Annotated in this window: 12 protein-coding genes; all 12 read left to right on the top strand. The window is 32.8% G+C overall.

From position 1 onward, the window contains the following. Positions 1-210 precede the first annotated feature (210 nt). The 12 genes from DB895_RS13840 to DB895_RS13785 all read left to right on the top strand — a co-directional run bounded on the left by DB895_RS13840 (position 211) and on the right by DB895_RS13785 (position 13,114). A complete protein-coding gene (locus tag DB895_RS13840) occupies positions 211-1,161 on the top strand; it encodes a hypothetical protein (RefSeq protein WP_116725959.1) in 951 nt (316 codons plus the stop codon). Between the two features lie 70 nt (positions 1,162-1,231). Further along, entirely contained in the window at positions 1,232-2,185 is a 954-nt protein-coding gene (locus DB895_RS13835; protein ID WP_116725958.1) for a polysaccharide deacetylase family protein, read from the top strand. Then, on the top strand, positions 2,160-2,969 hold the full coding sequence (locus tag DB895_RS13830; protein ID WP_166426986.1) for a formyltransferase family protein: 810 nt from the start codon (positions 2,160-2,162) through the stop codon (positions 2,967-2,969). The genes DB895_RS13835 and DB895_RS13830 overlap by 26 nt, the downstream gene beginning before the upstream one ends. Further along, complete coding sequence (locus DB895_RS13825) at positions 2,962-4,359, top strand: glycosyltransferase family 28 protein (RefSeq protein WP_116725956.1); 1,398 nt, start codon at positions 2,962-2,964, stop codon at positions 4,357-4,359. Before DB895_RS13830 ends, DB895_RS13825 begins: the two co-directional genes overlap by 8 nt. A gap of 161 nt (positions 4,360-4,520) precedes the next feature. Further along, positions 4,521-5,597, top strand: a complete 1,077-nt coding sequence (locus DB895_RS13820) for a DegT/DnrJ/EryC1/StrS family aminotransferase (protein ID WP_116725955.1) — start codon at positions 4,521-4,523, stop codon at positions 5,595-5,597. Next, positions 5,591-6,247 (top strand): acetyltransferase, encoded by a 657-nt coding sequence (locus DB895_RS13815; protein WP_116725954.1) that lies wholly within the window; start codon positions 5,591-5,593, stop codon positions 6,245-6,247. Before DB895_RS13820 ends, DB895_RS13815 begins: the two co-directional genes overlap by 7 nt. Beyond that, complete coding sequence (locus DB895_RS13810) at positions 6,244-7,176, top strand: glycosyltransferase family 2 protein (protein ID WP_116725953.1); 933 nt, start codon at positions 6,244-6,246, stop codon at positions 7,174-7,176. Before DB895_RS13815 ends, DB895_RS13810 begins: the two co-directional genes overlap by 4 nt. After that, positions 7,160-8,443 carry a hypothetical protein gene (locus DB895_RS13805; RefSeq protein WP_116725952.1) on the top strand — a complete coding sequence of 428 codons (1,284 nt, stop codon included), beginning with the start codon at positions 7,160-7,162 and terminating at the stop codon, positions 8,441-8,443. Before DB895_RS13810 ends, DB895_RS13805 begins: the two co-directional genes overlap by 17 nt. A 605-nt stretch (positions 8,444-9,048) precedes the next feature. Beyond that, complete coding sequence (locus tag DB895_RS14325; RefSeq protein WP_166426985.1) at positions 9,049-9,378, top strand: LbetaH domain-containing protein; 330 nt, start codon at positions 9,049-9,051, stop codon at positions 9,376-9,378. Between the two features lie 3 nt (positions 9,379-9,381). Continuing rightward, the gene (locus tag DB895_RS13795; protein WP_116725950.1) at positions 9,382-10,536 is read left to right on the top strand and encodes a glycosyltransferase family 4 protein; all 1,155 of its coding nucleotides are present in this window, start codon (positions 9,382-9,384) and stop codon (positions 10,534-10,536) included. A gap of 20 nt (positions 10,537-10,556) precedes the next feature. Continuing rightward, the gene (locus DB895_RS13790) at positions 10,557-12,113 is read left to right on the top strand and encodes a glycosyltransferase family 2 protein (protein WP_116725949.1); all 1,557 of its coding nucleotides are present in this window, start codon (positions 10,557-10,559) and stop codon (positions 12,111-12,113) included. Next, on the top strand, positions 12,113-13,114 hold the full coding sequence (locus DB895_RS13785; protein WP_116725948.1) for a glycosyltransferase family 2 protein: 1,002 nt from the start codon (positions 12,113-12,115) through the stop codon (positions 13,112-13,114). The genes DB895_RS13790 and DB895_RS13785 overlap by 1 nt, the downstream gene beginning before the upstream one ends. The last annotated feature ends 133 nt before the right edge of the window (positions 13,115-13,247 follow it).

Here is a 13,247-nt window from a genome sequence, read left to right as displayed (position 1 = left end):
AAATTAATGTTGGTTATTACTTTGTTATTTGTTTTATTAATGTTTATTATTGAATGGATAGGGAGAGATAAACAGTACGGAATACAAACTTTCGGGTTTAAATGGTTTCGGTTGGTTCGATGGTCCTTTTATTGTAGTTTATTACTAAGTATTTATTATTTTTCTATTTCAGCACCCATTCAAAAATTCATATATTTCCAATTTTAGAATATGAAATTATTATTTAAGAACATAATTCTTTTTTTTGTTTTCACACTTTTAGTTGTTTTGTCTATTCAACTGGCTATTTCATTAAAAATTAGTGGGAAATCAATCAGTGGAACAGATAATTTAGACCAAACTTCTAATGTCAATGCCGATTTAGTTTTTTTGGGAAGTTCCAGATGTTGGTCTCATTTTGACCCTCGATTTTTTAATCAAACTTTTAATATTAAAAGCGTCAACATAGGTGTTAATGGGCATAATGAGTTAACAATCAATATCATTAGACTAAAATATTATTTATCAAGAAATCGACCTCCCAAGTATGTCATATTGAGTTTTGACCCAGGGATAGATGGAGGTGCAGAAAGGGATAAAAATTATATTAGTAAAGATGTTTATTCCAGATATGCTTTTTTTCCAAACCAAAAAATGATGCCTTTTCTTGATTATTTCAAATATAACACTTGCGAAAAGTACATTCCTTTATATGCACTATTTAAGTATCAAATATTGAGGGATTGCCTATTTAAAAAACCACTCACCAATTATGAAAAATATGGTTTTGGAATGCAAGAAAAAAAATGGGATACCATTTTGTGGCCCGTTTCGGATAAAAATAAAAAAAACTATTTCAAAAAAAGTGAGATTCCTTCAATAACGAATTTGTTGAATGAACTGAATCAACTATGTTTAAAAAGCAATATTAAATTATTGTGTATCCAAACACCAGTGTACAAAGTACTTCAAGATGATTGGGCTTTTTCCCAAACTAAAAAAATATGTGACAGCTTAAACATTCCATTTGTAGATGCAAATAAAGAAGAGATTAGAAATGACATGAAATGCTTTTATAACGGACTGCATCTAAGCAAGACAGGAGTGGAACAAATGAACCAGTTTTTAGAAAAAGATTCAACATTGATTTCATTTTTTAGAGATCACAAAAAAACTAATTAATCGATAATTATAGCAAGCATTTTTTTTTATTCGCAATAAAATAAAGATATTTGAAAAATATTATATTAAGATGCTAACTGTAAGTAACTATCATTACATTCGAGAAAATTTTACAGCACCGTATCCAAGTATTTTTGGACTAACGCCTGAATCATTTGAAAGACAATTGCTATTACTTAAGGGAATAGGGACGTTTATTCATCCGGAGGATTTTATTCATAATACGGATGTAATCTTAAAATCGAAAAAAAACTATATTTTAGTGACTTTTGATGATGGATTAAAAGAGCAATTTGAACTAGCAAAACCAATTTTAGACCGATTAAATATTCCTGCACTTTTTTTTATCAATTCTATAAATTATTTAGAAAAAAAGGTTTCATTAGTCCACAAAATTCATTTGTTGCGATCGCAATTATCTGCATCGATATTATTGGAAGCCATAGAAAAAGCTGAGTATAATTCGAGATTGGATCTGATATTTTCCGAAAAAGAAAAAGCTAGGACACATTATAATTTTGATGATCCTGAAAGTGCTTATTTGAAATATATTTTAAATTTTAAATTATCAGTTACACAACAATCAAAACTAATCAATGATTTATTTGAACGTTCTTTCGATTCTAACACTACCATTAAGGAATTATACATGACCGAGGAGCAGTTAATAATCTTAGCGAGTGAAGGAATGTTAGGGAGTCATACCCACAGTCATCTGGCATTAGGATTATTATCCGCAAAACAAATACATCGGGAGTTAGCTCAAACAAAAGATTTTTTGGAACAGCTAACGCATAGTAAAATAAATTATGTCAGTTATCCTTACGGAAGTCATGAAGCTTGTGCAAAACCAGTACCAGATTTAGCGGCATCATTGGGCTATACCATTGGTTTTTCGATGGAAAGGGGAATTAATAGGGGGGAAGAAGATAAGTTGCTTTTGAAACGATTTGATTGTAATGATTTGCCTTCGGGCAAAAATGAAAAATTATTTAAAGATGAATATAGCTTTATTTACAAGTAATCATTTAAGGCATAAATATTTTGCTGCCGAAATAGCCAAACAGCTTTCATTAAAATTAATTGTTAGTGAAGAGAAGAATAATGCTATTCAAGAAATTTCGACTTATAATGAAGCTGAGCGTGAATTATTAGAGAATCATTTCCAAAAGAGACAGGCTTCAGAAGAACAGTTTTTTGGGGAATACCAAAATTTTCCAAGTGCTATAGCGATAGAGAAAATGGAGTTTGGAACAATAAATTCTCAAAACACGCTAAACTTATTGAAAATCCATAAAATTGATTGTGTACTTCTTTTTGGAACTTCTATTATAAAAGCAGACATTCTGCAAAAATATCCTGATAAAGTAATTAATTTGCATTTGGGATTGTCGCCCTATTATAAAGGATCAGGAACTAATTTTTTTCCAATAGTAAACAATGAATTCGAGTGCATTGGTGCCACGATTCATTTAGCCATAAAAAGTGTTGATGCCGGAGCTATATTACATCAATTTAGGCCAGACAATATTCAAGATAGCGATGATTTACATGCCATAGGAAATAAAACAATACAGATGGCAGGAAAAATTTATCCAAAAATAGTTCAACACTATTTGTTAGGAAAAATTACCTTGCAGGCCCAAAATGAAGTTGAAGGATCTAAAATATACCGATTAAAAGATTTTACTCCGGATACAATAAGGACTGCCAACAAAATAATAATAAATGGAGGTGTTGCCGAATATTTAGAAAATAAAAATCAAAGAATGGCTTCAAAGCCCATAGTTTCAAATTGTAATGAATAAAAAAATATTTGTTTTATTGCCGGATGGTGTCGGGTTGCGTAATTTTGCATTTACTCAATTTCGTGATTTTGGCATGAAAAAAGGTTTTGAAGTTGTCTATTGGAATAATACGGTATTTGATTTAAGTAGATTAGGGTTTAAAGAGGTCAAGATTGAAAAATTCAAATGCCATCCGTTGACGGATTTATTAAAAACAGCAAAAGTTCAAATAGATTTGAATTTGAATATAAAAAGAGAAAACGACAAGGTTTATGATAGTTATAGATTTCCTTTTTCATACCATACTCTCAAAAATACCCTAAAATCAATAGCAATACATCTGATAATGTTTGTTTTTTCTTCGGAAAAAGGCATTCGAAAAATCAGGAAAACGATTATATCAAAAGAAAAGACGACGACTTATTATCAAGATTGTATCAACACCCTTGAAAAAGAAAAACCGGCAATGGTTTTTTGCACCAATCAAAGAATTACCCTTGCAGTTGCACCCATTTTGGCAGCACAAGATTTGGGGATTCCTACGGCCACTTTTATCTTTTCTTGGGACAATCTGCCAAAGGCGACAATGGTAGTGGAAACCGATTACTATATTGTTTGGAGTGATTATATGAAAGCCGAATTATTGTTTTATTATCCATATATTAAAACGGAACAGGTTTTTGTGACCGGAACACCACAGTTTGAACCTCATTTTGACAAATCGTTACTCAGGGATAAAAAAGATTTTTTTAATCTGCATGGTTTAAATTTAAATAGAAAATATATTTGTTTTTCAGGCGATGATGTCACGACAAGTCCCGATGATGAAAAATATTTGGCTGATGTAGCTGTCGCCATTGAATCATTGAATGCTAAAGGAGGCAATCTGGGTATTATCTTTAGACGATGTCCGGTTGATTTTTCAAATAGGTACGATTCAGTCCTTAAAAGATATTCCGATATAATTGTGTCTATTAATCCGCTGTGGAATCAAAGTGGGAATACATGGAACACTGTAATGCCTACCGCAGAGGATATTGCATTACAGGTAAATATTATTTCTAATTCTGAATTGGTTGTTAACATTGCATCGTCAATGGTATTTGATTTTGTAGCTTTCAATAAACCCTGTCTCTATATCAATTACGATGTGAAAGACAAGAGGAGAAAGGACTGGAGTTCCAAAAACATCTATAATTTTATTCATTTCCGTTCAATGCCAACTAAAGACTCCGTTTTTTGGATAAACGACCCGAATGAAATTGCCGAAATTATCGAAAAAATGTTGGGTGACGATTCAAAAAAGATAACAGCTAATGCGCAATTGTGGTTTGAAAAAATTAATGCGCATCCAGCAGAACTAGCCTCCGTCCGCATTTGGGATTCCATAGCCGAAATTATCGGTAAATAAAACAGTAAGACAAACGGTCCGCTTTCATGCTAATAGTCAATATACTTCACTATTAACAGGTCTATTTATGCCATCCCTTTTTAACTGTAGAAATAGTATTTTTAAAAGATAATAATTCGTTAATTTGCGAGACATAAATTGCTAAAACAATAACGGCACTAATGATTCATGTTACTAAAACTTTTTTTCCTCCAATAGAAGAATATACCCTTCACTTGCAGTGCGTATGGCAAAATCAATGGCTAACGAATCGCGGCGAATTAGTTCTAGAACTTGAAGCGAAATTGAAAATTTTTCTTCGTACCAATTCCATACTGATTACCAATAACGGGACTATTCCGCTACAAATTGCGCTAAAACTATTGGCAAAAGGAGGTGAAGTCATCACGACTCCATTTAGTTATGTGGCGACCACGGCTTCTATATTATGGGAAAATTGCACTCCTGTTTTTGTTGATATTCATCCAGACTATTTAACAATTGACGAAACAAAAATTGAAGCGGCTATCACTTCTAAAACCACCGCTATTTTGGCCACACATGTTTTTGGAAATCCCTGTTATGTCGAAAAGATTGAACAAATTGCCCAAAAACACCATTTAAAAGTAATTTATGATGCTGCCCATTGTTTTGGTGTAAAGTACCAAGGAGAATCCATTTTTGAATATGGAGATGTAAGTACTTGCAGTTTTCATGCCACCAAACTTTTTCATACGGGTGAAGGTGGTGCTTTCTTTTGCAATGATGCTAAATTAATGCACCAACTGTTTTATAGCCATAATTTTGGACATAACGGACCATTAGATTTTCACGGATTGGGGATTAACGGAAAAATATCCGAATTGCAGGCGGCAATGGGTTTGGCTGTATTACCATATATGGAACATATCATGGATGAAAGGAAAAAAGTAGTTGATTATTACAATAATCATTTGAATTTCAGTACTTTGATAAAAATGAAATTGAGAGCCGGTACAGAATGGAATTATAGTTATTACCCCGTAATTTTTAAAGATGAAACCCAATTATTGGAAATTCAAGAAAAATTAAATAAGGCAGCTATTTTTCCTAGAAGGTATTTCTATCCCTCATTAAATAAAATAGGCTATTTGAAAAGTTCGTCCATGCCGATTTCTGAAAAAATAGCTTCTTCCATTCTTTGTTTGCCTTTATATGTAGGTTTGGAAGAGCGAGATTTAAAAATAATTTGTGCCATACTTAATTCAATTCTATGTTAATAATTGGTGCCAAAGGATTTGCCAAAGAAGTACTTGAGGTTTTTCATCAGTTGAAAAAAGTCGATAAAGTTGCCTTTTATGATGATGTCAATACGGATATTGGGGATTTTTTGTACGATATTTTTCCGATACTAAAGAACGAAGCGCAGGTACTGGAATTTTTTAAGTGCAATGGGAATGAATTTACCATTGGCATAGGGAACCCAAAATTAAGATATGAATTAAATAAAAAGTTCATGGCGTTGGGAGGGCAATTAGTATCGGCTATAAGTCCATTGGCTTTAATGAGCAGTTATGACATCAAAATTGGAAATGGCTGTAATATACTTATGAATGCTGTTTTTTCGAATAGTGTTTGTATAGGAGAAGGCTGTTTGATTTATTATAATGCCATTATCACGCACGATTGTGAAATAGGGAATTATGTAGAAATCTCCCCGAATGTTACTTTATTAGGAAGATGTAGAATAGGTTCATTTTCTCAAATAGGTGCTAACGCTACAGTTTTACCGGACATAATAATCGGTAAAAATGTCACAATCGGTGCCGGTTCAGTAGTGACAAAAAACATTCCGGATAACTCATTAGCAATAGGAATCCCGGCAAAAGTGATTAGAAATTTAGAACCTTTAAGCGCAATCTACTTATGAAAATATCTTTTGTAATTCCAGTTTTTAGAAATGAAGGCTCTATCATTTCAACCTATGAAAAAATATTGGAACTAGTTCATCAGTTGCATTTTCAATACGAATTTATTTTTATAAATGATGGTTCCGATGATCATTCCATAGAAGAATTACTTTTCTTGCACGAAAAGGATTTACAAGTCAAAGTGCTTTCGTTTTCCCGAAATTTTGGACAAGTTGCTGCCATTATTGCCGGTCTTAAGGAGGTGACCGGTGATGTCGTAATAAATATGTCGGCTGATTTGCAGGAGCCTATTAGTCTTATTGGGGAAATGATTTCTAAATGGCAAGCGGGAAATGAAATTGTTATTGGACACCGCATTGACCGTGAAGATAGTTTTATTGCCAATAACGCCTCGATTATTTTTTACAAAATGATGCGGTACGTAAATCCCAAAATGCCCAAAGGAGGTTTTGATTTTATGCTTATCGATAAAAAACCACTAGCAGTTTTGAATCAAATAGATGAACGAAATCGGTTTTTTCAGGGCGATATTTTGTGGTTGGGTTTCAATACGGCTTTTATTCCCTATACTCGATTAAAAAGAACTATTGGGAAATCGCAATGGACATTGGCTAAAAAATTAAAGTATTTTATTGATGGTTTACTCAATACTTCCTATATTCCGATACGATTGATGTCCTTAATGGGAATAGGTTTTTCTTTGTTCGGATTTTTGTATGCCCTTATAATTGCATATAACCGATTCATTAATAATACCCCATTTACCGGTTGGGCTCCCCTAATGATTATCATCCTAATTATTGGAGGATTAATTATGCTGATGCTAGGCATTATTGGCGAATACATGTGGAGAACCTACGACGAAACCCGAAAAAGACCACTTTACATCATCAAAGATAAATATATAAAGGATGAAAAAAATAATTGATTTTGTTGTCAAAAATCCTGTTACTATTACGGCTGTATTGTGTTTTATTTTTTATTTTTTACCTTTTAAACCTAAACCTTTTGGAGATGGAGAATACCACCAAGGAACTATTCAGCTGATTGATTATATTCTTCATGGTTTTCATGGAAATGTCCGAGTGGATAAAGGATTGCTTGTGTTGTTTTATTATTTCACACCTTATTCCCTAGCATATATTTTTCATAGTGATACAGTGTATTATCTTTTTGGAATTATTTTCAATTCGATTTTTACTTGTTTGGCAATTCATTATTTATTTAAAGCTTTTGACTTTTTGAACTTGTCAACGCTATCAAAGTTTTGGACGTTGGTCATTTTGACATTATTTCCCATTCACGCTTATTATGCCATGGGTATTTTGGCTGAAACAGCTGCTTTTTTTGCCATTGCCCTTTTTATTTATGCTTGGGTAAAAATAATTACTTTTAATCCATCGGTTCGCTATTTTTTGCTACTAGCGCTCTCTGTCATCCTGTTGGTGGGAACAAGACCCAATTTACTTCCTTTTTTGTTCTTATTTTCCATGTATTTTTTGATAATGAAGTTCGATTGGAAATATAAAATTGTTTTTGTTTCTACAATAACGCTGTTTTTAGTTGCTTTGCCTTTAATTGAAAATAGAATTACTCCCATGAGTAACGATTTTAAGAGTACCGTTTTTAGAAACCAACTCTTGTGGTCGCGATTTGAACTGCGTGATGAACCCTTTAATTGGTTGCCTCAGCATGGGCAGGATCGTTTTACATCATCGGATTATTTAAATAACCTGAAGAAAAGACAGGAATTGGATTCTATTTGTACTACCAATAATTATGATAAAACGCAGTTTTTTATCCAATGGGTGAAAGATGACATAATACATCATCCCATACTCACTTTAAGACAATATTTTTTTAAATTTTTTCAATCGCAAAGTTTTATCATTTCTCCCTTGATGAAATCCGATAAAAGCAATTGGATTAAATATGGAATTCACATTTATATCAACTGCATCAATTATGTTTTGCTACTTGTTGCTATGTGGGGTATGTGTCACCTGATAAAAACCAAAAAATATCGATTATTTTTTCCTTTTCTGTTTCTTTGGGGTTGGAGTCTAGTCTATGTTTTTGTTTTTCATTCGGAACAACGTTATATGTTTCCCATTAGACCTGTGCTGGCCTTACTTTTTGCTTATAGTTTGTCGTCTTATTTTGAAAATAAAAAAAAACAAGATGCCAACCCATAAATTATTTTATTTTATTGCCCGACGAAGTTGGACGGCTAAATTTATAAATACTAATTTTCATAAAATTGGTTTTTAAGAGAGGATTAAATATGGTTTTTGGGAATAATGCTCCTTAATTGATTACATGAAATGGATTTCTTTGAAAAAATCGGTAAGTTTATAATTTATTTACCCTAATAGATTATTTTTCGAGAAACAAGTTCCTATGTAATAGTCAAAATTTATTGAAAAATGTTGGATAAAAAGAATCAAAAGAAAGAATAGGAAAACGTTCAATTGAAGTTAAAAAAAAGAATCTATCACACCGGACTCAATCGACTTTTGAATTCCTTTGGTAGTCAATTGAAAAAATTACAAAAAACAATAACAACATGTTAGGTCAAATTATTTTATCGGATTATAAAAGGTGTAATATTCATAAAATTAGTTTTTGGGTATTACTAACTACTTTTGTTTTTCAGCCTAATCCAGGATTGAAATTCTTAACTATTTTCCGTTTGACGCAACATTATAGGAGAAAAAACAGGCCGTTATTTTATTTTTTTTACTTCTGGTTAAGACGATTGAAATATAAGTATGGGTTTGATATTTCCTATCGAACTAAAATGGGAAAAGGTATTTATATCGGTCACTTTGGAGGCGTAGTCATTCATGGAGATGCTGAAATAGGAGATTATTGCAATTTGTCTCAAGGGATGACCATTGGGATCAGTAATCATGGGGATAAAATGGGTGTTCCGACAATAGGATCTCATGTTTTTTTTGGACCTGGTTCCTGTGTTTTTGGTAATGTAATGGTCGGTAGCCATGTCACAATTGGTGCAAATGCAGTTGTTACTGAAAATATCCCAGATAAATATACCGTTTTAAGTCCTAAATCGATACAAATCGATAAAGATTTATCCGTTTTTTTTATTCATAATTTAGAGAAATAAATAATGAAAATTGCTTTTTTGACTCCCGAATTTCCACATGCCAGAACTGGTTCCTCTGGGGGTATAGGCACCAGCATCATGAACTTGTCAAAGGGATTGATACAACAGGGACATCAAGTATTTGTTCTGGTATATGGTCAGGGAGAGGATGAGATTTTTCAAGATAATGGCATTTTGTTTTATCGAATAAAAAATGTTAAATGGAAAGGATTGTCTCGGTATCTTACACAAAAAAAGATAGAAAGACTGGTTAATACTTTGGTAAGAGATAGGGAAATTGACATTGTAGAAGCGCCAGATTGGACTGGAATCACTTCATTTATCCAGCCACATTGTCCGATTGTAATTCGGTTAAATGGTTCCGACACGTATTTTTGCCACTTGGATAATCGTCCCGTAAAATGGCACAATCGGTTCCATGAAAGAAGAGCCTTGCAAAAAGCGGACGCCTTACTTTCTGTAAGTCAGTTTACTGCTAATTTGACCAAGAAATTATTTCAATTAAATCTCAATTTTACCATTATTCCAAATTGTATTGATTTAGCCATGTTTCAAAGTACGGATCAACCCATGTGTGTTGAGAGTAATACCATTTTATATTTTGGAACCTTAATCAGAAAAAAAGGGCTGCTTGAATTGCCATTCATTTTTAATGAAGTAGTAAAAAGGAATGCGAATGCAAAATTGATTCTCGTAGGTAAAGACAACTCGGATGTTATTTCAGGAAATGTTTCCACTTGGCAAATGATGCAAGCGTTATTTACAAAGGAAGCTATATCTAATGTTACTTATTTGGGCAGTGTTCCTTATCAGGAAATTAAAGCATTTATAAATGAAGCTGCAGTATGCGTTTTTCCTACATTTGCGGAGGCATTACCCGTATCCTGGATAGAAGCCATGGCAATGCAAAAACCCATTGTTGCCTCAAACATTGGTTGGGCAGCAGAAGTAATAGATGATGGAATCAATGGTTTTTTGGTTCATCCGGAAAACCATGTAGAGTATGCCGATAAAATTGTAAAATTGCTTGAAGATCCTCAATTACAAGGGCAATTTGGTACGGAAGCCAGAAAAAAAGTGGAGGAAAATTTCAGTATTCAAGTTGTTGCAAAAAAGAGTGTTGAGTTTTACATAAAAAACATCAAAAAAAAGAGGTAAGGCAATAAATAAATCATTCCATGATAATTATATATCATAATAACAATAAAGTCGTAGCTACAGAGAGCGCTAATTTGGATGTTTTGGCTAAAGCCAATAATTCATCTATAGTTAGCTCCCTATTTGAAATAGCGAAAGCAAATCCAGATGATTTATTGGTTTGGTGCCATATGAGTTTAAAAAATCAGTTAAACAGTACTGAAATTGAAAAAATATTTCATCATCGGAGAATATTAGTTTCATATAATCCATCCGACATCCCTTTTTTGGATGAAAGTATTGGATATGTTGAAGATTCCCCATTTATTAAAATAAATAAATCGGTATCCTTTCCGACGTGGCAAATGAGCGGAATGGTTGGTGGCGTACATTCTGAGGTTTTACTTGCGTTGAAAAATGGGATCAAACTCGAGAAAGATTTTGATTATTTTTTGTGTTCTTTGGCTAAATTAGGTATGCCAAAAGGGCTGTTGTGTTACTCTGAGCCTAAACTTTTGAAAAATAATGCGCATGGTTTAACAAAAAAGGCAAGTATTTATGTTCTTTTTCAATTTGTAAAGCAACATTATAAAACAAGATGGACATTCTTACTTTTTCTCAATTTAATATTTTATGAAAGAAAAATCAAACTATTACCTATGGTTTTCGCCCTTTTTTATAGAAGCAGAACTGTCAACAACTATATAAAATTCGATAGTATTAACGTGCAATCATCCATAAATAGAAATGACAAAATTACTTTAGATGTAGTTATCCCAACGATAGGTAGGAAAAAATACTTATATGATATTTTAGTTGATTTGAAAGTGCAAACGTATGTGCCTACAAATGTCATCATTATAGAGCAAAATCCAACAGTTGGCAGCAAATCAGAATTGGATTTCCTAACCAATGAAATCTGGCCTTTTGCAATAAAACATAGGTTTACAAATCAAACGGGAGCTTGTAACGCTCGTAATGTTGCATTGGAAAACATAACGAGTGATTGGGTTTTCTTTGCTGACGACGACATTCGTATTGAACCTGATTTAATACAAAAGACACTAGATAAAATAAATAGATATGGCACCAAGGCAGTTACATTAAAATGTTACCAAAATAATGATGATGCAAGCGCAAGGGATTCAAATCGAGAGGTCGTTTTTCAATGGGGATCATTTGGGGCTGGCTGTAGTTTTGTTTTTTCAGAAATCCTAAAAAATTGTAAATTTGGGATGGGATATGAATTTGGTTTTGGAGAAGATTTAGACTTTGGTATGCAGCTGCGAAATCAAGGATGTGATATTTTATATTTTCCCGAGCCTAAAATTATTCATTTGAAAGCGCCTGTCGGGGGATTCAGGACTAAACCTACGTTGAGATGGCAAAAGGAAACGGATCAACCTAAACCGTCCCCAACGGTAATGCTATATCTCTTGTTCAATAATTCCAAACAGCAACAATTGGGCTATAAAACCACTTTGTTTATTAAATATTATAAACTTCAGAAAATTAAAAATCCAATACGCTATTTTATAAACTTCAGAAAACAATGGGATAGAAGTATTTTCTGGGCAAATGAATTGAAAAAAACATAATGAACGTCACCCTTATCATCTGTACCTACATGCGCGCTAAACCATTGCTCCAATTATTACAATCGGTTCAACGCCAAACAATATATCCTAATGAAATTTTGATTGTTGACGGTTCAACTAACAATGAAACTAGAATTATTTTAGAAAAAAATCAATTTAAAGGATTGCATTATTTTTTGGTTTCAGATGAAGAAAGGGGTTTGACCAAACAAAGAAATTTCGGAATCAACAAAGTGTCTGAAACAAGTGACATTATAGCCTTCCTAGATGATGATACGGAATTAATGCCTAATTATTTTGAGGAATTATTAAAAACATTTACCGAAGAAAACGAAATTTCTGGGGTAGGAGGGATAGCCATCAACGAAAATAACTGGAAACAATTAGAGCCGAATAAAAAATATAGCAAATACCATTATTATCAATTCGAGGGATTTGTACATAAAGAAGGGCAGCGAAATGTTTTCCGTAACTATCTTGGGTTACAATCCAATTTGACACCTGGGAAAATGCCTGAATATTCACATGGCAGGACATGTGGATTTCCTATGAATGCTAAAATATATGAAGTTGATCTACTCATTGGAATGTCATTTGCATTCCGTAAAAAAGTTTTCGATTCCATCCGATTTTCAACTTATTTTGAAGGTTATGGGTTATATGAAGATGCTGATTTTAGCATAAGAGCTTTAAAATCAGGAAAAAATGTAATCAACACGAATATGCAATTAAATCATTTTCATAACCCTTCTGGAAGACCCAATCAATATAAATATGGTAAAATGGTAGTTAGGAATGGCTGGTATGTTTGGAGGCTTAAATATCCCAATCCATCACTAAAGGCTATTTTAAAGTGGCACAGTATTACCTTGCTCTTGGCATTTATCCGATTTAGCAATACCTTTACAACGAATCAACAAAAAGAGGCCTTTACTGAATTTTCGGGAAGGATATCAGGTTGGTTCAGTTTGTTTGTTAATGCCCCTAAAATACAATCTTAACCCGTTGGGTGTAATTATTTGAAGTAGAAAATATTGGCTAGATATTGGTCAAGATGCTGAAATTCAGTATCTTGATGTCGCCAAACAAACCAATATCTATGTCAAATATAGTAAAAAATTATTTTAGAGTTTT

The sequence above is a fragment of the Flavobacterium psychrotolerans genome, from assembly GCF_003097635.1.
GTDB lineage: Bacteria > Bacteroidota > Bacteroidia > Flavobacteriales > Flavobacteriaceae > Flavobacterium > Flavobacterium psychrotolerans.
The sequence above is the reverse complement of the archived record's forward strand: the minus strand, read 5'-3'. Positions and strand labels throughout refer to the sequence as shown.